The organism is Bacillus sp. JST-5 (assembly GCF_057747715.1).
The window spans coordinates 24942-46171 of sequence record NZ_JBYLHW010000009.1 but is presented as its reverse complement, the minus strand read 5'-3'; the positions used below and the strand labels follow the sequence as shown (position 1 = coordinate 46171).

Annotated in this window: 21 protein-coding genes, 1 pseudogene and 2 other annotated features; all 22 genes and pseudogenes read left to right on the top strand. The window is 35.8% G+C overall.

Annotated features, from left to right (window positions below; all coding sequences use genetic code 11):
- Positions 1-23 precede the first annotated feature (23 nt).
- On the top strand, positions 24-1112 hold the full coding sequence (locus AC3ASS_RS03885; protein WP_488282195.1) for a PIN/TRAM domain-containing protein: 1089 nt from the start codon (positions 24-26) through the stop codon (positions 1110-1112).
- Positions 1113-1262: 150 nt separating this feature from the next.
- Positions 1263-1946, top strand: coding sequence for a 2-C-methyl-D-erythritol 4-phosphate cytidylyltransferase (gene ispD, locus AC3ASS_RS03880; RefSeq protein ID WP_488282194.1), 684 nt, complete (start codon positions 1263-1265; stop codon positions 1944-1946).
- A gap of 21 nt (positions 1947-1967) precedes the next feature.
- Complete coding sequence (gene ispF / locus AC3ASS_RS03875; protein WP_488282193.1) at positions 1968-2447, top strand: 2-C-methyl-D-erythritol 2,4-cyclodiphosphate synthase; 480 nt, start codon at positions 1968-1970, stop codon at positions 2445-2447.
- An 86-nt stretch (positions 2448-2533) separates the two neighbouring features.
- Positions 2534-3991, top strand: a complete 1458-nt coding sequence (gltX, locus tag AC3ASS_RS03870) for a glutamate--tRNA ligase (RefSeq protein WP_488282192.1) — start codon at positions 2534-2536, stop codon at positions 3989-3991.
- A 53-nt stretch (positions 3992-4044) separates the two neighbouring features.
- Positions 4045-4276 (top strand) — a binding site (T-box leader).
- Between the two features lie 55 nt (positions 4277-4331).
- Positions 4332-5000: a serine O-acetyltransferase gene (cysE, locus tag AC3ASS_RS03865; RefSeq protein WP_488282191.1), complete on the top strand. Its 669-nt coding sequence runs from the start codon at positions 4332-4334 to the stop codon at positions 4998-5000.
- The gene (gene cysS / locus AC3ASS_RS03860; RefSeq protein ID WP_488282190.1) at positions 4981-6378 is read left to right on the top strand and encodes a cysteine--tRNA ligase; all 1398 of its coding nucleotides are present in this window, start codon (positions 4981-4983) and stop codon (positions 6376-6378) included. Before cysE ends, cysS begins: the two co-directional genes overlap by 20 nt.
- Before the next feature lie 4 nt (positions 6379-6382).
- Positions 6383-6799, top strand: a complete 417-nt coding sequence (locus AC3ASS_RS03855) for a Mini-ribonuclease 3 (RefSeq protein WP_488282189.1) — start codon at positions 6383-6385, stop codon at positions 6797-6799.
- A 1-nt stretch (position 6800) separates the two neighbouring features.
- Positions 6801-7547, top strand: coding sequence for a 23S rRNA (guanosine(2251)-2'-O)-methyltransferase RlmB (gene rlmB, locus AC3ASS_RS03850; RefSeq protein WP_488282188.1), 747 nt, complete (start codon positions 6801-6803; stop codon positions 7545-7547).
- 4 nt (positions 7548-7551) lie between these two features.
- Entirely contained in the window at positions 7552-8061 is a 510-nt protein-coding gene (locus AC3ASS_RS03845; protein WP_488282187.1) for an NYN domain-containing protein, read from the top strand.
- A gap of 84 nt (positions 8062-8145) precedes the next feature.
- Positions 8146-8784, top strand: coding sequence for an RNA polymerase sporulation sigma factor SigH (gene sigH, locus AC3ASS_RS03840; RefSeq protein ID WP_488282204.1), 639 nt, complete (start codon positions 8146-8148; stop codon positions 8782-8784).
- Between the two features lie 84 nt (positions 8785-8868).
- Positions 8869-9015: a 50S ribosomal protein L33 gene (gene rpmG / locus AC3ASS_RS03835; RefSeq protein ID WP_488282186.1), complete on the top strand. Its 147-nt coding sequence runs from the start codon at positions 8869-8871 to the stop codon at positions 9013-9015.
- Between the two features lie 36 nt (positions 9016-9051).
- The gene (gene secE / locus AC3ASS_RS03830) at positions 9052-9231 is read left to right on the top strand and encodes a preprotein translocase subunit SecE (RefSeq protein ID WP_488282185.1); all 180 of its coding nucleotides are present in this window, start codon (positions 9052-9054) and stop codon (positions 9229-9231) included.
- Positions 9232-9380: 149 nt separating this feature from the next.
- A complete protein-coding gene (gene nusG, locus AC3ASS_RS03825) occupies positions 9381-9914 on the top strand; it encodes a transcription termination/antitermination protein NusG (protein WP_488282184.1) in 534 nt (177 codons plus the stop codon).
- Positions 9915-10074: 160 nt separating this feature from the next.
- Entirely contained in the window at positions 10075-10500 is a 426-nt protein-coding gene (gene rplK, locus AC3ASS_RS03820) for a 50S ribosomal protein L11 (RefSeq protein WP_488282203.1), read from the top strand.
- A gap of 100 nt (positions 10501-10600) precedes the next feature.
- Positions 10601-11302 (top strand): 50S ribosomal protein L1, encoded by a 702-nt coding sequence (gene rplA / locus AC3ASS_RS03815; protein ID WP_488282183.1) that lies wholly within the window; start codon positions 10601-10603, stop codon positions 11300-11302.
- Between the two features lie 40 nt (positions 11303-11342).
- Positions 11343-11485, top strand: a sequence feature (ribosomal protein L10 leader region).
- 37 nt (positions 11486-11522) lie between these two features.
- A complete protein-coding gene (gene rplJ, locus AC3ASS_RS03810) occupies positions 11523-12023 on the top strand; it encodes a 50S ribosomal protein L10 (RefSeq protein ID WP_488282182.1) in 501 nt (166 codons plus the stop codon).
- A gap of 63 nt (positions 12024-12086) precedes the next feature.
- Entirely contained in the window at positions 12087-12452 is a 366-nt protein-coding gene (gene rplL, locus AC3ASS_RS03805; RefSeq protein WP_488282181.1) for a 50S ribosomal protein L7/L12, read from the top strand.
- 121 nt (positions 12453-12573) lie between these two features.
- Positions 12574-13173: a class I SAM-dependent methyltransferase gene (locus AC3ASS_RS03800; protein ID WP_488282180.1), complete on the top strand. Its 600-nt coding sequence runs from the start codon at positions 12574-12576 to the stop codon at positions 13171-13173.
- A gap of 237 nt (positions 13174-13410) precedes the next feature.
- A complete protein-coding gene (gene rpoB, locus AC3ASS_RS03795) occupies positions 13411-16971 on the top strand; it encodes a DNA-directed RNA polymerase subunit beta (RefSeq protein WP_488282179.1) in 3561 nt (1186 codons plus the stop codon).
- A 41-nt stretch (positions 16972-17012) separates the two neighbouring features.
- On the top strand, positions 17013-20615 hold the full coding sequence (gene rpoC, locus AC3ASS_RS03790; RefSeq protein ID WP_488282178.1) for a DNA-directed RNA polymerase subunit beta': 3603 nt from the start codon (positions 17013-17015) through the stop codon (positions 20613-20615).
- Positions 20616-20755: 140 nt separating this feature from the next.
- A complete protein-coding gene (locus AC3ASS_RS03785) occupies positions 20756-21004 on the top strand; it encodes a 50S ribosomal protein L7ae-like protein (protein ID WP_488282177.1) in 249 nt (82 codons plus the stop codon).
- 106 nt (positions 21005-21110) lie between these two features.
- Positions 21111-21230: pseudogene (locus AC3ASS_RS03780) on the top strand (30S ribosomal protein S12); the annotation flags it as partial.

The following is a 21230-nucleotide window of genomic DNA, read 5'->3' as shown; positions in this document are numbered from 1 at the left end:
AATGTATAAAAGGAGGTGAAGGTATGTTAAGAAGGATTGTTCAAGTGTGCTTTTTAATTTTCGGAGGTGCGCTTGGAATACTTTTAATACCTGATATTTTTGAATTAATCCATTTACAAGATCATATTCTTATAAATAATTCATATACTACAGCAATTTTAGGCGCTATTATATTTTATTTTATAACTTTTTGGGCAGTTGATTATGTCGTTAATTTTATTAAATGGATAGAAGAATCACTAATTAAAGCTCCAAGTTTAGATTTAGTTTTTGGAACATTAGGATTGGTCATAGGATTGATAGTAGCATTTCTAGTTGGATTTGCTATTGGCTCCATACAAGTGCCATTAGTGAATGAAGTTACCCCAATCATATTAATCCTTTTATTTGGTTATTTAGGATTTCAAGTAGGATTTAAAAAAAGGGAAGAACTTGTTAATTTGTTTTCTTTAGCAAACAGAGCTAATAAACGGAAAGCTTCCGAAGAAGAACAAAATGAAAGATCTCAATTAAAAATTCTTGATACGAGTGTTATCATTGACGGTCGTGTTGCTGATATCTGTCAAACCGGGTTTTTAGAAGGAACCATTGTTATACCGCGTTTTGTCTTAGAAGAATTACAACATATTGCTGATTCTTCTGATATTTTGAAAAGGAACCGTGGTAGACGCGGCTTGGATATCTTAAATCGGATTCAAAAAGAACTATCTATTAAGGTTGAAATATATGAAGGAAACTTTGATGATGTGCAAGAGGTCGACAGTAAATTAGTGAAGTTGGCAAAATTAACAAATGGTACAGTAGTAACAAATGACTATAATTTAAATAAGGTTTGTGAACTGCAAAATGTACCAGTATTAAATATTAACGATTTAGCCAATGCTGTTAAACCTGTAGTATTACCTGGTGAAGAAATGGTTGTACAAGTAATCAAAGATGGAAAAGAGCAAGATCAAGGAATTGCATACCTTGATGACGGAACAATGATAGTTGTTGAAGACGGTCGAAACTTTATTGGAAAACAAATAGAAGTTTTAGTAACAAGTGTTCTACAAACATCAGCTGGTCGAATGATTTTTGCAAAACCAAAGTTGTTAGAAAAGGCGTTATAAAATAAGTTCATTACCCACTTTCAACGGTGGGTTTTTTCATTTTCTAGTAGAGATAATATAATTATTGATTTAAACGTAAAAGTGTTTGATAGTGGGAATTGATTAATGATAAACTGTAATACGATATAAAGATGACAGGGGAAAGATGAAATGAATTATGAAGTTATTATTCCTGCAGCTGGTCAAGGTAAAAGAATGGGGGCAGGTAAAAATAAACTTTTAATTGAATTAAAGGAGATTCCAATTATTATACATACACTAAAGATTTTTGAGGAAGATGAAAATTGTAGCGGAATTTATATTGCTGCAAGCGAACATGATATCCCCTTGATAGAACGACTATTAAAGGTTTATTCCATTACAAAAGTGAAAAAAATTGTAAGAGGGGGACAAGAGCGGCAACATAGTGTTTACGAAGCATTAAAAGTCTGTTCACATCAACAAATTATTTTAGTACATGATGGGGCAAGGCCATTTGTAAGAAAAGATTTAATTCATGAGATCGTAAATTTAACGGAAGAAAAAGGTGCCGTAATTGTTGCAGTCCCAGTAAAAGAAACAATTAAACAAGTTAGTAACTCAATCGTGCAAAGGACTATTGATCGGTCAACCTTATGGTCAGTACAAACCCCACAAGCGTTCCAACCTAGCTTACTATTAAAGGCTCACGAAACAGCTTTTAATGAAGGATTTATTGGAACAGACGATGCAAGTTTAGTGGAGAGACTGGGTGAAAAAGTATATATTGTAGAAGGAAATTACGATAATATTAAAATTACAACTCCAGAAGATATACCTCATGCAGAAGCAATTATTGATAAAATTTTGAAGTAAAAATATGAAAGAGGGAAAGCTATGTACCGTATAGGTCAAGGTTTTGATGTACACCAGTTTGCAGAAAACCGTCCGCTAATTATTGGCGGTGTGACAATTCCACATGAAAAAGGATTATTAGGGCATTCAGATGCGGATGTACTATTACATGCGATCACAGATGCTTGTCTAGGAGCTATAGGAAAAGGTGATATAGGTTATCATTTTCCTGATACCAATCCAATGTTTAAAGATGCAGATTCTGCTATACTATTACGACAAGTATGGGACATGATTCAAAAAGAAGGATATCAATTAGTAAATCTAGATTGTACCATTCTTGCACAAAGACCTAAAATGGCACCGTACATACCTAAAATGAAAGAGCGAATATCAGAAATATTACAAAGTTCTTTAGAGCAAATAAATGTTAAAGCAACTACTACAGAAAAGCTAGGGTTTGTAGGAAGAGAAGAAGGGATAGCAGCCCAAGCCGTTGTTTTATTACAGAAGCAAAATTAATGATGTAAGTTGAGTCTCAAATAAACTTAACATAAAATAAAGAGTAGTAGAACAGACAGAAGGACGAAGTTTAGGAGGAATTAAATATGTCAACAGATATAAGAGTGCGCTATGCACCGAGCCCAACAGGACATTTACATATCGGGAACGCTCGTACGGCATTATTTAATTATTTATTTGCACGTAATAATAACGGTAAATTTGTTATACGTATTGAGGATACAGACAAAAAAAGAAATATTGAAGGCGGAGAAGAAAGTCAATTAAAATATTTAAAATGGTTAGGAATCGATTGGGATGAAAGTATAGATAAAGAAGGACCATATGGACCATATCGCCAATCCGAACGAAATGAAATTTACAAAAAATATTACACTGATTTATTAGAACGTGGATTAGCCTATAAATGTTATTGTACAGAAGAAGAATTAGAAGCTGAAAGAGAAGCTCAAATTGCAAGAAGTGAAATGCCACGCTATTCTGGAAAATGTTCACACTTAACAAAAGAAGAGCAGGAAAGATTAGAAAAAGAAGGACGTAAACCAAGTATTCGATTTAAAGTTCCTCAAGGTAAGGTATACACATTTAATGATATGGTAAAAGGAACCGTATCTTTTGAGTCCGACGGCATTGGTGATTTTGTTATTGTTAAAAATGATGGTACACCAACTTATAACTTTGCTGTCGCAATTGATGATTATTTAATGAAAATTTCACACGTTCTTCGTGGAGATGACCATATATCTAATACGCCGAAACAATTAATGATCTATGAGGCTTTTGATTGGAAACCACCGGTGTATGGACATATGACATTAATAGTCAATGAAAACAGAAAAAAATTAAGTAAACGTGATGAATCAATTATTCAATATATAGAACAATATAAGGAATTAGGATATTTACCAGAAGCTTTATTTAACTTTATTGCACTTCTAGGTTGGTCTCCGGTTGGGGAAGAAGAAATCTTTTCAAAAGATCAATTGATTGAAATGTTTGATCCAAATCGTTTATCAAAATCCCCTGCCTTTTTCGATAAGCAAAAGCTGACATGGGTAAATAACCAATATATGAAAAAATTAGATTTATCTAAAGTAGTAAAATTATCACTTCCTCATTTAGTAAAAGCAAATCGAGTAAAAGAGCCTTTATCTGATCAAGAATATAAATGGGTGGAACGCTTAGTTGCGCTATATCATGAACAAATGAGTTATGGAGCAGAAATTGTTGAACTTTCCGAAATGTTCTTTAAAGACGAAATCGAGTATAATCGTGAAGCAAGGGAAGTTTTAGAAGAAGAACATGTTAATGAGGTATTATCATCATTTTTAGAAGAGATAGAGAAGTTGCAAGTATTTGAAGCTGACGAAATTAAAGCAGCGATCAAGGCTGTTCAAAAAGCAACTGGCCAAAAAGGAAAAAAACTTTTTATGCCAATTCGAGTAGCAGTTACAGGACAAACTCATGGACCAGAGTTACCAAATACTATAGAATTATTAGGAAAAGACCGTGTAATTCGTCGTCTTAAATCACTAATAAATTAACATTTTATGATAAATGTAATATAGTATAAATACAATTAATTTCATAAATATTGTTGAAAGCGTTGAAGAGGAGAAGTAGAAAAATGATGCATAACAGAGAGAACCATCAGCGGCTGAAAGTGGTTCATGCCTCTCATTTTTCGAAATGCACCTCTGAGTCTTAATTCGAAAGGTGTTACACTGAGTAGAGTTAGGCGTGAGCCTGCGTTAAAGGGATAAGTTGAGATTAGTAGTTTTTTTCTACTGATCTAAACAGAGTGGAACCGCGCATTAAGCGTCTCTGTAAATCAGAGACGCTTTTTTTATTAGACAACTATAGAAATCAGAGGAGGTTGGAAAAATGTTTAAACGGTTGAAAGAGGACCTCGATGTTGTCTTTGACCAAGACCCTGCAGCAAGAAGTTATTTAGAAATCATTTTAACCTATTCAGGGGTTCATGCGATTTGGGCACACCGTATTGCCCACGCTTTTTATAAAAGAAAATTTTTCTTTATCGCTCGTCTTATATCTCAAATTAGTCGCTTTTTTACAGGAATTGAAATCCATCCAGGGGCTAAAATTGGAAGAAGGTTTTTCATAGATCATGGAATGGGTGTTGTAATTGGCGAAACGTGTGAAATCGGAGATAATGTGACTGTTTATCAAGGAGTTACCTTAGGTGGTACAGGAAAAGAAAAAGGGAAACGACATCCTACGATAAAAGATAATGTTTTAATTGCGACAGGAGCTAAAGTTTTAGGATCTATAACAATCGGAGAAAATTCTAAAATTGGAGCGGGTTCCGTTGTATTAAAGGACGTTCCGCCGAATTCAACTGTAGTAGGGATACCAGGAAAAGTAGTCGTAAAAGATGGAGTCAAAATTACAAAAGATCTTAATCATACTGACCTTCCAGACCCAATCAATGACCGTTTGAAAGAATTAGAAAATGAAATGAATCAATTAAGAGACGAACTAGAAAAATTAAAAAAAGAAAGGAGTTCATCCAATGACTATACGAATATATAATACGCTCACTAGAAGAAAAGAAGAGTTTAAGCCAATTGAAGAGGGCAAAGTAAAAATGTATGTTTGTGGCCCAACCGTATATAATTACATTCATATTGGGAATGCTCGACCTGCTATAGTTTTTGATACTGTACGTAGGTATCTAAAATATAGAGGTTATGATGTTCAATATGTTTCAAACTTTACAGATGTTGATGATAAGCTGATTCGTGCAGCCAATGAACTTGGGGAAGAAGTGCCAGCATTAGCAGAACGATTTATAAAAGCTTATTTTGAAGATGTTCAAGCGTTAGGATGCTTAAAGGCAGATGTTCATCCGCGTGTTACTGAAAATATTGATACAATTATCGAATTTATCCAAGGCTTAATCGATAAAGGATATGCTTATGAGTCTGATGGTGATGTTTATTATCGGACACGGAAATTTAAGGATTATGGAAAACTTTCACATCAATCCATTGATGAGTTGAGACTTGGTTCTCGTATTGAAGTAGGGGAAAAGAAACAAGATCCGTTAGATTTTGCTTTATGGAAAGCAGCCAAAGAGGGGGAAATCTTCTGGGATAGTCCATGGGGAAAAGGCCGCCCTGGTTGGCATATAGAGTGCTCAGCAATGGCTAGAAAGTATCTGGGAGATACGATTGATATACATGCGGGAGGGCAAGACCTAACCTTTCCACATCACGAAAATGAGATTGCACAATCCGAAGCTTTAACGGGAAAGCCTTTTGCAAATTATTGGATGCATAACGGATATATTAATATTGATAATGAAAAAATGTCGAAGTCCCTAGGAAACTTCGTATTAGTCCATGATATTATTAAACAACACGATCCTGATGTTCTTCGCTTTTTTATACTATCCGTTCATTATCGAAATCCAGTAAATTACAGTCAAGAGTTATTAGAAAATACAAAATCTGGGCTCGATAGAATACGCACTTCTTACGAAAATCTAAAACATCGCAAAAATGCAAGTACAAATCTTACAGAAAACGACCAGGAATGGTTAGATAAAATTACAAGTCTGAAAAATCAATTTGTGAAGGAAATGGATGACGATTTTAATACAGCAAATGCAATTTCTGTCATATTTGACTTAACGAAACAATCTAATTATTACTTAATGGAAAAAAATACATCTACTCAAATCATTGATGCATTTTTACAAACATTTGAAGAGTTTTTCTATGTGCTAGGAGTTTCATTGGAGAAAGAACAGTTATTAGATGATGAGATTGAAGCATTAATTCAAAAACGAATAGAAGCAAGAAAAGAAAGAAATTTTAAATTAGCTGATGAAATTCGTGATCAATTAAAATCAATGAACATTATTTTAGAAGATACACCGCAAGGAACTAGGTGGAAAAGAGGATGAATCAATGGATCTAATCCATAAGATGGTTGATGCCAAACAATTAAATAGCTTAGCGCTTGCATATATGGGCGATGCCGTTTTTGAAGTTTATGTTAGGCAACATTTATTAGAAAAAGGTGGAGTTAAACCCCACCTTTTGCATCGTTCTTCTACTGAGTATGTATCGGCTAAAGCACAAGCCCAAATTGTACTCGAAATGATAAATCAAGGTTTTGTAGATGAAGAAGAAATCGCTGTTATTAAAAGAGGAAGAAATGCAAAATCAAAGACCATTCCTAAAAATACCGATGTTCAAACCTATCGATACAGTACGGCTTTTGAAGCGCTGGTAGGATATCATTTTTTAAATAGGAAAATGGATCGACTAGAAGAAATTATAAGTTTTGCCATTCATTTGATTGAAAAAGGAAAGGAGGAATAACATGTCGAGTGATTGGATTTTAGGAAGAAACCCAGTTTTAGAAACATTAAGATCAAAGCGGGAAATTCATAAAATTTTAGTTGCCGAAGGAGCTCAAAAAGGACCCATTCAAGAGATAATTCGCATGGCAAAAGAGGCGAATGTCCCAATTCAATTTGTGCCGAAAAAGAAAATAGATCAATTATCTGAAGGCGGAAACCATCAAGGAGTCATTGCCCAAGTTGCTGCTTATAAATATTTTGAAGTGGAAGATATTTTAGAAAGAGCAAAAAAGCGTAATGAAATTCCATTCTTATTAATTCTGGATGAAATTGAAGACCCGCATAATTTAGGATCTATAATGAGAACTGCTGATGCAACAGGGGTTCACGGAATAATTATTCCTAAACGAAGATCCGTAGGTTTAACGGCAACAGTTGCAAAAGCTTCTACTGGCGCGATTGAACATATTCCTGTTGCTCGGGTCACGAATTTAGCTCGGACCATTGATGATTTAAAAGAGAAAGGAATATGGATTGCAGGAACTGATGCTAAAGGAGAAATAGATTATAGAAAGATAGATGGATTATTACCATTAGCTTTAGTGATTGGTAGTGAAGGGAAAGGGATTGGACGATTAATCCGTGAAAAATGCGATTTTCTACTAAGTTTACCTATGACTGGACATGTGACTTCCTTAAATGCTTCGGTTGCAGCAGGTTTATTAATGTATGAAGTTTTTAGAAAACGTGACCGCATAGGGGAATAAGGCTATGGACATATTGCTGGTTGATGGGTATAACATGATCGGTGCCTGGCCGCATTTAAGAGAATTAAAAAATAGTGATTTAGAATTAGCTAGAACTAAACTGATTGAACAATTGGCTGAATATCAAGCATTTACAGGATATAAAGTAATAGTTGTATTCGATGCACAGTTTGTTCGAGGCAAGGAAACAAAGTATAAAGATTATAAGGTTGATGTCATATTTACAAAAGAAAATGAAACAGCAGATGAATGTATCGAGAAATTAGCCAAGAACCTTGGGAATAGAAGGACTCAAATTCATGTAGCAACATCTGATTTCACAGAACAATGGGCGATTTTTGGACAAGGAGCATTAAGAAAATCTGCTAGAGAACTCTATACAGAAATAAAAGTGATAGAAAATAAGATTGAAAAAAAGGTCAGAAAAATCCAGGAAAATAAACCAATTTCTAAAATACCTCTATCAAAAGAACTAGCAGAAATTTTTGAAAATTGGCGACGTGGGAAACAATGACCGGTTGACGCTATAATTTACACTACTGTATAATATTTCTATCTATTGTATGGGCGGTCGAGGTGATCATGTGTGGGAAAAAATATGGAGAATAGCCCTGTTAACAAATATGAGCAACTAGAAGATGAAGAGATCGTCGACTTAGTTCATAAAGGTGAAAGCGAAGCATTAGATTATTTAATTCATAAGTACCGAAATTTTGTTCGAGCGAAAGCCAGATCATATTTTTTAATTGGCGCGGATCGAGAGGATATTATTCAGGAAGGTATGATTGGATTATATAAAGCCATTCGTGATTTTAAAGACGATAAACTCTCATCTTTTAAAGCCTTCGCCGAGCTTTGTATCACTCGTCAAATTATAACAGCCATTAAAACGGCTACTCGCCAGAAACATATTCCACTTAATTCATATGTTTCACTGGACAAGCCTATCTATGATGAAGAATCTGATCGAACATTGATGGATATTATCTCAGGAGCTAAAGTTATGGACCCTGAGGAATTAATCATCAATCAAGAAGAATTCGATCATATTGAAGTGAAGATGTCTGAACTTCTGAGTGACTTGGAGAGAAAAGTTTTAGCTTTATATTTAGATGGACAATCCTACCAAGAAATTTCCGAGGAATTAAACAGGCATGTGAAATCTATCGATAATGCTCTCCAGAGAGTTAAGCGAAAGTTGGAAAGATATTTAGAAGTTAGGGAGTTGTCTCATTAAAAATTTTTATTATTATGGAGCCATTGACATTCCCTTAATGGCAGTGTTAAATTTTTATGGATAATTATCCAAGTAGGTGAAGGTATGAAAAATAAATTAATATTGGCATGCTCTGATTGTGGCTCAAGAAACTATACCGTACCTTCCACACAGCATAAATCAGACCGGCTAGAATTAAAAAAATATTGTAAACATTGCAATGCTCACACAAATCACCGACAAACAAAATAAAGGTAGATCTTGAATCGCTTTCCTTGGAGGTACAAAATGAATAAAATCATAAAGTTTTTCCGCGACGTTGCAAAAGAAATGAGAAAGGTCAGTTGGCCGCGTAGAAAAGAACTTGTTCGCTACACAATTACTGTAATATCAACAGTAGCGTTTTTTGTTATCTTCTTTGCTCTTCTTGATCTTGGAATTACACAATTAATTGAACTTATACCTTAAATTAATGAATAACTACAATTTCTTTTGTTATAATGTATAATGGTAAAAACAAGTAAGAAACAAAAACCCGGTTTAACGGGTTTTTTCATTAGAAAAAAAGGAATAAACTATATCGTGTTATAGGAGGGTTGGACGAAAAGTCCTTATAAATGGAGAAAAATTGGTATGTGGTTCATACGTATTCTGGTTATGAAAATAAAGTAAAGGCGAACTTGGAAAAACGTGTAGAATCAATGGGTATGCAAGATAAAATTTTTAGAGTCATTGTCCCAGAGGAAGAAGAAACTGATATTAAAAATGGTAAGAAAAAAGTTTCGATGAAAAAAGTTTTTCCTGGTTATGTCTTAGTAGAATTAATTATGACTGACGATTCTTGGTATGTGGTACGAAACACACCAGGTGTTACAGGTTTTGTAGGATCATCTGGTGCTGGGTCAAAACCAACACCTTTACTTCCAGAAGAAGTCAATGCCATATTAAAACGAATGGGTATGGACGAAAAGAAAATTGATATTGACTTTGAAATAGGAGAAACAGTTAAAGTAAAAGAAGGTCCATTTAAAGACTTTACAGGTACTGTAGAAGGAATTGATAAGGAAAAAGCGAAAATTAAAGTTTTAGTGAATATGTTTGGAAGAGAAACTCCACTAGAACTTGATTATTCACAAATTGATAAATTATAAAAAACTTGAAATTCATTTTGAAAGATGATAAGATTTTTAAGTCAGTATGTCTCGGATTGAGACAAGACAAAAAGTTAATCTCTTAATTTATATAGAGAAGAATAGGAGTGGGAGGGGGAAACCCCAAATACCACATCACGGACTTAAGGAGGTGTGTCTCGTGGCTAAAAAAGTAATTAAAGTTGTAAAATTACAAATCCCTGCAGGAAAAGCAAACCCTGCGCCACCAGTTGGTCCTGCATTAGGTCAAGCTGGAGTTAACATCATGGGATTCTGTAAAGAATTTAACGCACGCACAGCTGATCAAGCTGGTTTAATTATTCCAGTTGAAATTACGGTGTTTGAAGACCGTTCATTTACATTTATTACGAAAACTCCACCTGCTGCTGTACTTCTTAAAAAAGCGGCTGGAATTGAGTCTGGTTCTGGTGAGCCAAATCGTAATAAAGTAGCTACAATCAAGCGTGATAAAGTACGCGAGATTGCAGAAACTAAAATGCCAGATTTAAACGCAGCTGATGTTGAAGCTGCTATGCGTATGGTTGAAGGTACTGCACGTAGCATGGGTATTACCATCGTTGACTAATTGTCTTCTGTGCGTAGGGTTGCGAAGCTGATTTATTCAGTCGCAACCTTTATTCGTGGGAGGTTATTCCGCTAAAACCACAATAAGGAGGAAATGTTAAATGGCTAAAAGAGGTAAAAAATATTTAGAAGCTCAAAAACTAGTTGACCGCTCAAAAGCTTATTCTGTTTCTGAAGCAATGGAACTAGTTAAAAAAACAAGTGTTGCAAATTTTGACGCTACTGTTGAAGCAGCATTTCGTTTAGGATTAGATCCTAAAAAAGCTGATCAACAAATTCGTGGTGCTGTTGTTCTACCAAACGGTACTGGAAAAACTCAAAAAGTGCTTGTTTTTGCTAAAGGAGAAAAAGCTAAAGAAGCTGAAGCTGCTGGAGCAGACTATGTTGGTGATACTGAATATATCAACAAAATTAACCAAGGTTGGTTTGATTTTGATGTAATCGTAGCTACTCCAGATATGATGGGTGAAGTAGGTAAATTAGGTCGTGTATTAGGACCAAAAGGTTTAATGCCAAACCCAAAAACTGGTACAGTAACTTTTGATGTTGCTAAAGCTGTTTCTGAAATCAAAGCTGGTAAGGTTGAATATCGCTTAGATAGAAATGGTAACGTTCATGTTCCAATTGGAAAAGTTTCTTTTGATGCAGAAAAACTAGCAGAAAACTTTACTACAATTTTTGAAACATTATTAAAAGTGAAACCTGCTGCAGCTAAAGGAACTTACATGAAAAATGTTACTGTAACTTCTACTATGGGACCTGGAATTAAGGTTGACCCTTCATCTGTAGTGGTAAAAAATTAATTTGACATTTTGTTAATTAAATATATAATAAATAATGTTGTTACAAAACACATATGTACCGTAGACAGTAGGTGCTGATGAAGCTTAATATCCTACCGAGGTATTGAACATAGAATGATTGATATAAAACTATGTCCTCTACTACCTCCATGTCTACGGATATGGAGGTATTTTATTTCAGGTACTTGTGTGTGAAATGGAATAAATAGGAGGTGTACCCATGAGCAGTGCTGTTGAACAAAAGAAACTAATTGTTGAAGAGATTACTAATAAGTTAAAAAACAGCCAAACAACTGTAGTCGTTGACTACCGTGGTTTAAATGTTGCAGAGGTTACTGAACTTCGCAAACAACTTCGTGAAGCAGGTGTAGAATTTAAAGTATACAAAAATACTTTATCTCGTAGAGCTGCTGAGGCTGCTAATTTATCTGAATTAAATGATGTATTAGTTGGACCTAGCGCAATTGCATTCTGTGAAACTGATGCTGTTGCACCTGCAAAAATTATTAATGAATTTGCTAAAAAGCATGAAGCATTAGAAATTAAAGCTGGTGTTATTGAAGGTAATTTTGCAACAGTTGAAGAGATTAAAGCATTAGCAGATCTACCATCTCGCGAAGGTTTACTTTCTATGTTGCTTAGCGTTCTTCAAGCTCCTATCCGCAACTTTGCTCTTGCAGCAAAAGCTGTTGCTGATCAAAAAGAAGAACAAGGAGCTTAATATCGAGTATCTAACGTGTTAAAAATTAATTTTAATGAAATGAAATAAGGAGGAAATTTTAAAATGACTAAAGAACAAATCATTGAAGCGGTTAAAAATATGACTGTTTTAGAATTAAACGAATTAGTTAAAGCAATTGAAGAAGAATTCGGAGTAACTGCTGCTGCTCCTGTAGCTGTAGTAGGCGGTGCTGCTGGTGGCGATGCTGCTGCAGAAAAAACTGAATTCGATGTAATTCTTGCTGATGCAGGTGCTCAAAAAATCAAAGTTATTAAAGTTGTTCGCGAAATCACTGGTCTTGGACTTAAAGAAGCTAAAGAACTTGTTGACAACACTCCAAAACCAATCAAAGAAGGTGCTTCTAAAGAAGAAGCTGGAGAAATTAAAGCTAAACTTGAAGAAGTTGGAGCAAACGTTGAAGTTAAGTAATGTAGCATAAAGCTCGCTTTTCTGGCGAGCTTTTTTCCTATTTATTTGCAAAACATTCGTTTAATAAGTATTGAATAATGGTTATGGAAATAATGTAAAAAAAAGCATGGAGGCAAAAGCTTTGACAGAACATTATTACTCTCGTACACCAAATACCGAAAGTAATCCATTTACATGGAATAGTACCATTAGAGGACTGAACTTCATATTTAAGGCAGATCGTGGAGTATTTTCAAAAAATGAGATCGATTTTGGTTCAAGATTATTAATTGAAACATTTGAATTTCCAACAGTAGAAGGGCCAATATTAGATGTCGGCTGTGGCTACGGTCCCATTGGCTTAACTGTTGCGAAGCTTTATGAAAAGCGAACTGTGCATATGATTGATATCAATGAACGGGCGTTATCTTTAGCTAGAGAAAACGCACAATTAAATCATATCAACAATGTCATTATATATGAAAGTGACCGACTTACGAATGTAGACTCCTCATTTGCAGCAATTCTTACAAATCCACCAATCAGAGCTGGGAAAAAAATTGTCCACGATATATTTGAACAGAGCTATCCTAGATTACATAAAGAAGGTGAACTGTGGGTAGTAATTCAAAAGAAGCAAGGTGCCCCATCCGCTCTAACAAAATTAGAAGAAATTTTTCCTCATGTAGAGGTAGTAGAAAAGAAAAAAGGGTACTGGATTATCCGAGCTAAAAAATATTGACTGGAAAAATCCTGTATGCTATTATTATATAATGCCAATATATTATTTTCCGGTTGCCCCCAAATTAAATGACATCAAGTATATAATTCGGTATAACTGGAAAAAATAACAAAAATAAAAGTGCTTACATGAAACTGTGGTTTTCGCAAGAAACCCTTTTTCTTTTTGTGTTTACCTATCGTGTTTTTACACGAGAATAAACATTTATTAATACGCTTGATTTGAGGGGTGAATCAGTTGACAGGTCAACTAGTTCAGTACGGACGACACCGCCAACGGCGAAGTTATGCCAGAATTCGTGAAGTTCTGGAATTACCTAATCTCATTGAGATTCAAACAGCTTCATACCAATGGTTTTTAGATGAAGGATTAAAGGAAATGTTTCAAGATATTTCCCCAATTGAAGACTTCACAGGAAATTTAGCTTTAGAATTTATAGATTATAGTTTAGGTGAACCTAAATATCCTGTTGAAGAATCTAAAGAGAGAGATGTAACATATTCTGCTCCACTACGAGTAAAGGTAAGGCTCGTAAATAAAGAGACTGGTGAAGTTAAAGACCAGGAAGTATTTATGGGTGATTTCCCGTTAATGACAGAAAACGGAACATTCATCATAAACGGAGCAGAGCGAGTTATTGTATCACAATTAGTACGTTCACCAAGTGTCTACTTTAGTGCGAAAGTAGACAAAAATGGTAAACGTGGTTATACAGCTACAGTTATTCCAAATAGAGGTGCTTGGCTTGAGTACGAAACAGATGCAAAAGACGTAGTATACGTCCGAATTGATCGTACTCGTAAATTACCTGTAACTGTATTATTAAGAGCGTTAGGGTTTAGCACCGATCAAGAGATTATTGATCTAATCGGTGATAATGAGTATATAAGAAATACACTTGAAAAAGACAATACTGATAGTACAGAAAAGGCGTTATTGGAAATCTATGAGAGACTCCGTCCAGGAGAGCCTCCAACTATTGAGAATGCAAAAAATCTATTAATTTCTCGTTTCTTTGATCCAAAACGCTATGATCTTGCAAGTGTTGGAAGATATAAAATCAATAAAAAATTGCACATAAAAAATCGTCTATTCAATCAACGACTAGCTGAAACATTGGCTGATCCTGAAACGGGAGAAATTATCGCAGAAAAAGGAACCGTTTTAGATCGCCGAACACTTGATAAGATTATTCCTTATCTTGAGAATGGAATAGGTTTTAGAACATTCTCACTTTCAAATGGAATAGTTGAAGATAAAGTGTTAGTACAATCAATAAAAATATACGCACCAAATGATAATGATAATAAAGTTATTAACATTATTAGTAATGCCTACGTTGATGAAAAGATAAAGCATATTACGGTTTCTGATATCGTTGCGTCAATTAGCTACTTTTTCAATTTATTACATAATGTAGGGGACACTGACGATATTGATCATTTAGGAAACCGCAGATTACGTTCAGTTGGTGAATTGTTGCAAAACCAATTCCGTATCGGACTTTCTAGAATGGAAAGAGTAGTTCGTGAAAGAATGTCCATTCAGGATACTGCAACGATTACACCCCAACAGTTAATTAATATTAGACCTGTTATTGCATCGATTAAAGAGTTCTTTGGAAGTTCTCAACTTTCGCAATTCATGGATCAAACAAACCCATTAGCTGAGTTAACGCATAAACGCCGTTTGTCTGCGTTAGGACCTGGTGGTTTAACACGTGAGCGCGCTGGTATGGAAGTGCGTGACGTTCACTACTCTCACTATGGTCGTATGTGTCCGATTGAAACTCCGGAAGGTCCAAACATTGGATTAATTAACTCACTATCTACTTATGCGAAAGTAAATCGTTTTGGATTTATAGAAACTCCATACCGTAAAGTAGATCCGGAAACTGGAAAAATTACTGATCAGATTGATTACTTAACTGCTGATGAAGAAGACAACTATGTTGTTGCCCAAGCAAATGTGAGAATAGCAGAAGATGGCTCTTTTATCGATGACGAAGTTGTAGCTAGATTCCGAGGAGAAAACATCGTTATTAGCAGTGATCGAGTAGATTATGTGGATGTATCTCCTAAACAAGTGGTTTCAGCAGCTACTGCATGTATTCCTTTCCTAGAAAACGATGACTCAAACCGTGCTCTAATGGGAGCGAACATGCAGCGTCAAGCAGTTCCATTATTAAATCCTGAAGCACCAATTGTAGGTACTGGTATGGAACACGTATCTGCGAGAGATTCTGGTGCAGCAGTTATTTGTAAACATGATGGAATTGTAGAATATGTCCAATCAAAGGAAATTCGAGTTCGCCGAATTAATATAGTTGATGGACAAGAAGTGCTAGGAGACTTAGACAAATATAATTTATTAAAATTTGTTCGCTCTAACCAAGGTACATGCTATAACCAACGCCCAATTGTAAAAGTGGGAGATCGAGTTAAAAAAGGTGAAATTTTAGCAGATGGACCTTCCATGGATAAAGGTGAATTGGCGTTAGGAAGAAACGTATTAGTAGCCTTCATGACTTGGGATGGTTATAACTATGAAGATGCAATTATCATGAGCGAACGTCTTGTGAAAGATGATGTTTATACATCTATTCATATTGAAGAGTATGAATCTGAGTCTCGGGATACAAAATTGGGACCAGAAGAAATTACTCGAGACATCCCTAATGTTGGAGAAGATGCTCTCCGTAATCTAGATGACCGTGGAATTGTCCGGATTGGAGCAGAAGTTAAAGATGGAGATCTTCTTGTAGGTAAAGTAACACCGAAAGGTATGACGGAGCTTACAGCTGAAGAACGTCTTTTACATGCGATTTTTGGAGAAAAAGCTCGAGAAGTTCGCGATACATCTTTACGTGTGCCGCATGGTGGCGGAGGAATCGTTCTCGACGTAAAAGTATTTAATCGTGAGGATGGAGATGAATTACCTCCTGGAGTGAACCAGCTTGTTCGTGTTTATATTGTCCAAAAACGGAAAATTTCTGAAGGGGATAAAATGGCTGGTCGCCATGGTAATAAAGGGGTTATCTCTAAAATCCTCCCAGTAGAAGATATGCCATTCTTACCAGACGGTACACCAATTGATATCATGCTAAATCCATTGGGTGTTCCATCTCGTATGAATATTGGGCAAGTTTTAGAATTGCACCTAGGTATGGCTGCAAAACGTTTAGGAATTCATGTCGCATCCCCTGTATTTGACGGAGCGACTGAAGAAGATGTTTGGGAAACTATAAAAGAAGCAGGTATGGCTAGTGATGCTAAAACCATCCTTTATGACGGACGAACTGGGGAACCATTTGATAACCGCGTATCCGTCGGAGTCATGTACATGATTAAATTAGCGCACATGGTTGACGATAAGCTTCATGCACGTTCAACAGGACCATACTCTCTAGTTACCCAACAACCACTTGGTGGTAAAGCTCAATTTGGAGGACAAAGGTTTGGTGAGATGGAGGTTTGGGCATTAGAAGCTTATGGTGCTGCCTATACACTCCAAGAAATCCTTACTGTTAAATCAGATGATATTGTCGGTCGTGTGAAAACTTATGAAGCTATTGTTAAAGGGGAAAATGTACCAGAGCCAGGTGTCCCTGAATCATTCAAAGTTCTAATTAAAGAGCTTCAAAGTTTAGGAATGGACGTAAAAATTCTTTCTAGCAATGATGAAGAAATTGAAATGAGAGATTTAGAAGAAGATGATGATTTACATCAAACTGAATCTTTAACAATTGTATCAGAACCTCAAAATCAAGAGTCTGAAACTGTGGTCGCTAAAGAATAGCAGATAGGGTAAAACCTGAGACGAAAAGGGAGGTAGGCTCCTTGCTAGATGTTAACAATTTTGAGTATATGAAAATTGGCTTAGCTTCACCTGATAAAATTCGTTCTTGGTCCTACGGTGAAGTAAAAAAACCTGAAACAATTAATTATCGCACATTAAAACCAGAAAAAGATGGATTGTTTTGTGAAAGAATATTCGGTCCAACAAAAGATTGGGAATGTCATTGCGGTAAGTACAAAAGAGTGCGTTATAAAGGAGTAGTTTGTGATCGATGTGGTGTTGAAGTAACACGTGCAAAAGTTAGACGTGAACGCATGGGGCATATTGAATTAGCAGCCCCTGTAACACACATCTGGTATTTCAAAGGTATACCTAGCCGTATGGGGCTTGTCTTAGACATGTCCCCTAGGGCTTTAGAAGAAGTTATTTATTTTGCATCCTATGTTGTTATCGATCCAGCTGATACACCTTTGGAGAAAAAACAACTACTTTCTGAAAAAGAGTATCGTGCATATAGGGAAAAATATGGAACAAGATTCCAAGCTGCAATGGGTGCAGAAGCTATAAAAAAACTTCTACAAGATATTGATATTGAAAAAGAAGCTGAAATGCTGAAAGAAGAACTAAAAACTGCTCAAGGTCAAAGAAGAACTAGAGCAATAAAAAGATTAGAAGTTCTAGAAGCATTCAGAAATTCTGGTAATGACCCATCTTGGATGGTATTAGATGTCTTACCTGTAATTCCTCCTGAATTGCGTCCGATGGTTCAATTAGATGGAGGACGTTTTGCTACGTCAGATTTGAATGACTTGTATCGTCGCGTTATTAATCGTAACAATCGATTAAAACGTCTTTTAGATTTAGGCGCTCCAAGTATTATTGTGCAAAACGAAAAAAGAATGCTTCAAGAGGCGGTCGACGCTTTAATTGATAACGGACGACGCGGCAGACCTGTTACAGGTCCAGGAAACAGACCGTTAAAATCACTTTCACATATGTTAAAAGGAAAACAAGGACGTTTCCGTCAAAACTTATTAGGAAAACGTGTTGACTATTCCGGTCGTTCTGTTATCGTAGTTGGACCTAATTTAAAAATGTATCAATGTGGTTTGCCAAAAGAAATGGCTTTAGAGTTATTTAAACCTTTTGTAATGAAAGAGCTTGTTGCGAAAGGATATGCTCATAATATTAAATCTGCAAAACGAAAAATTGAACGTGTTCACCCTGAAGTATGGGATGTGTTAGAAGAGGTTATTAGAGAGCATCCTGTACTGCTGAACCGTGCTCCTACACTTCACCGTTTAGGAATACAAGCGTTTGAACCAACACTAGTTGAAGGCCGAGCAATCCGATTGCATCCGCTAGTTTGTACAGCTTATAACGCTGACTTTGACGGTGACCAAATGGCGGTTCACGTTCCTTTATCAGCGGAAGCACAAGCGGAAGCACGTATGCTAATGCTTGCTGCCCAAAACATTTTAAACCCTAAAGATGGTAAGCCTGTTGTTACACCTTCTCAAGACATGGTGTTAGGAAACTATTATTTAACGCTAGAGAGAGAAGGCGCAATTGGAGAAGGAATGATCTTTAAAGATGCTAATGAAGCATTAATTGCATATCAAAATGGATATGTACATTTACATTCCCGTATAGCAGTTGCAGCAGGATCATTAAATAACCCTACCTTTACCGAAAAACAAAATAAAATGCTTTTACTTACAACAGTAGGTAAACTTATTTTTAACGAGATTCTCCCAGAATCGTTCCCATATATAAACGAGCCAACTAAAGAGAATCTTGAAGTAAAAACACCGGAAAAATATTTTGTAGAGCCATATGAAAATGTGAAAGAAATTATTAAGTCTCGTCCTTTAATCCCACCATTCAAGAAAGGAATTTTAGGAAATATTATCGCAGAAGTGTTTAAACGTTTTAAAATCACTGAGACTTCTAAGATGTTAGACCGAATGAAAGATTTAGGTTTCAAATACTCTACAAGAGCAGGAATTACAATCGGTATTGCTGATATTGTAGTATTGCCTGAAAAAGAAAAAATCTTAGAAGAATCTCAAAGAAAAGTAGATAACGTTTTAAAACAATTTAAACGCGGATTGATTACTGAAGAAGAAAGATATGATCGTGTCATTTCTATTTGGAGTTCAGCAAAAGATGAGATTCAAGGTAAGTTAATGGAATCTCTAGACAGATTGAATCCTATCTTTATGATGAGTGATTCCGGTGCCCGTGGTAATGCTTCAAACTTTACACAGCTAGCAGGTATGCGTGGATTAATGGCTAACCCGGCTGGTCGAATTATTGAATTACCAATTAAATCAAGTTTCCGAGAAGGTCTAACGGTGTTAGAATACTTCATTTCTACACACGGAGCACGTAAAGGATTAGCTGATACAGCTTTAAAAACAGCGGACTCAGGTTACTTGACTCGCCGTTTAGTAGATGTTGCGCAAGATGTAATCGTCCGAGAAGAAGATTGCGGAACAGACAGAGGTATTTTGGTAGGACCATTGAAAGATGGTACAGAAGTAATTGAAACTTTAGAAGAACGTCTAATCGGTCGTTATTCAAGAAAAAGAGTGAAACATCCACAAACAGGAGAAGTGATTGTTTCTGAGAATGAAATGATCACAGAAGATATTGCGAAAGAAATCGTGGATGCTGGCATTGAAGAAGTATGGATTCGCTCAGTGTTTACATGTAACACTCGCCATGGTGTATGTGAAAGATGTTATGGTCGTAACTTGGCGACTGGTCAAAAAGTTGAAGTTGGTGAAGCGGTTGGTATCATCGCTGCACAATCCATCGGTGAACCTGGTACACAGTTAACAATGCGTACCTTCCATACTGGAGGAGTAGCTGGAGACGATATTACACAAGGTTTACCGCGTATCCAAGAGCTATTCGAGGCTCGTAATCCTAGAGGTCAAGCAATCATCTCTGAAATTGATGGTGTCGTAACGGCCATTAATGAAGGAAGAGACCGTCAACATGAGATTACGATCCAAGGGGAGTTTGAAACAAGAACATATCAAGCTCCGTATACAGCTCGCTTAAAAGTTTCTGTTGGAGATCAGGTAGAAAGTGGTCAAATTTTAACAGAAGGATCCATTGACCCTAAAGAATTACTTAAAGTTAAAGGTTTAGCAGCTGTTCAAACTTACCTATTGAGAGAAGTTCAAAAAGTTTACCGTATGCAAGGTGTTGAAATTGGTGATAAACATATTGAAGTAATGGTTCGTCAAATGCTCCGTAAAGTAAGGGTAGTTGACGCAGGGGATACAGATGTATTACCTGGTTCATTGCTAGATATTCACCAATTTACAGATGCGAATGAAAAAGCACTGTTAGAAGGAAAAGCACCAGCTACAGGACGTCCAGTACTACTTGGTATTACTAAAGCATCACTAGAAACAGACTCATTCTTATCAGCTGCCTCATTCCAAGAAACAACAAGAGTTCTTACAGACGCAGCAATTAAAGGAAAACGTGATGAGTTACTAGGATTAAAAGAGAATGTCATCATCGGAAAACTAGTACCTGCTGGTACTGGAATGCAACGTTATAGAAAAGCTGAACCAAAAATAGTAGAAGTAGAAGAAGGTCAAACAGATCCTGTGAATATTTAAATGATAAAGTTGTACCATCCCATCAATTAGGTTCGATGGGATTGGTGCAACTTTATTTAAAAAAATATTGACATGTAATTTTCAAAATGATAATATAGCAAAGGTACTCCTATTTAGCTTTTACTTTGGAGGATATATCAATGTCTTATGAAAAAGTAAAGAAAGCTAGCAATAAAATTATAGGAACTAAACAAACAGTAAAAGCTCTTAAATCTGGTCAAGTAGTTGAAGTAATTGTCGCACTCGATGCAGATGATAAAATCAAAAATCGAGTAATTGATGTTGCGAAAGAGATGAATGTACCAATTGTTACGGTTGATTCTATGAAGGAGCTTGGAAAAGCCTGTGGAATCGATGTAGGGGCTGCTACTGTTGCTATTACTCGCTAAAACAGTTTTTGTAGGTGAAAAAATTCTACAAAAACTTTGTTTTTGCTAAAAAATGAACCACCTGGATATGTGGGCTTAATAAAGTATGGAAGGGAGGAAACACAGCATGCCTACAATTAACCAATTAGTGCGTAAACCACGCAAATCTAAAGAGGTAAAATCTAAATCTCCAGCTTTAAATAAAGGTTATAATAGTTTTAAAAAAGAACAAACTAACCTTTCTTCT

Coding starts and splice junctions, on each gene's coding strand:
- AC3ASS_RS03885 (WP_488282195.1), top strand. CDS start 24: ATGTTAAGAAGGATTGTTCAAGTGTGCTTTTTAATTTTCGGAGGTGCG.
- ispD (WP_488282194.1), top strand. CDS start 1,263: ATGAATTATGAAGTTATTATTCCTGCAGCTGGTCAAGGTAAAAGAATG.
- ispF (WP_488282193.1), top strand. CDS start 1,968: ATGTACCGTATAGGTCAAGGTTTTGATGTACACCAGTTTGCAGAAAAC.
- gltX (WP_488282192.1), top strand. CDS start 2,534: ATGTCAACAGATATAAGAGTGCGCTATGCACCGAGCCCAACAGGACAT.
- cysE (WP_488282191.1), top strand. CDS start 4,332: ATGTTTAAACGGTTGAAAGAGGACCTCGATGTTGTCTTTGACCAAGAC.
- cysS (WP_488282190.1), top strand. CDS start 4,981: ATGACTATACGAATATATAATACGCTCACTAGAAGAAAAGAAGAGTTT.
- AC3ASS_RS03855 (WP_488282189.1), top strand. CDS start 6,383: ATGGATCTAATCCATAAGATGGTTGATGCCAAACAATTAAATAGCTTA.
- rlmB (WP_488282188.1), top strand. CDS start 6,801: ATGTCGAGTGATTGGATTTTAGGAAGAAACCCAGTTTTAGAAACATTA.
- AC3ASS_RS03845 (WP_488282187.1), top strand. CDS start 7,552: ATGGACATATTGCTGGTTGATGGGTATAACATGATCGGTGCCTGGCCG.
- sigH (WP_488282204.1), top strand. CDS start 8,146: ATGGAGAATAGCCCTGTTAACAAATATGAGCAACTAGAAGATGAAGAG.
- rpmG (WP_488282186.1), top strand. CDS start 8,869: ATGAAAAATAAATTAATATTGGCATGCTCTGATTGTGGCTCAAGAAAC.
- secE (WP_488282185.1), top strand. CDS start 9,052: ATGAATAAAATCATAAAGTTTTTCCGCGACGTTGCAAAAGAAATGAGA.
- nusG (WP_488282184.1), top strand. CDS start 9,381: ATGGAGAAAAATTGGTATGTGGTTCATACGTATTCTGGTTATGAAAAT.
- rplA (WP_488282183.1), top strand. CDS start 10,601: ATGGCTAAAAGAGGTAAAAAATATTTAGAAGCTCAAAAACTAGTTGAC.
- rplJ (WP_488282182.1), top strand. CDS start 11,523: ATGAGCAGTGCTGTTGAACAAAAGAAACTAATTGTTGAAGAGATTACT.
- rplL (WP_488282181.1), top strand. CDS start 12,087: ATGACTAAAGAACAAATCATTGAAGCGGTTAAAAATATGACTGTTTTA.
- AC3ASS_RS03785 (WP_488282177.1), top strand. CDS start 20,756: ATGTCTTATGAAAAAGTAAAGAAAGCTAGCAATAAAATTATAGGAACT.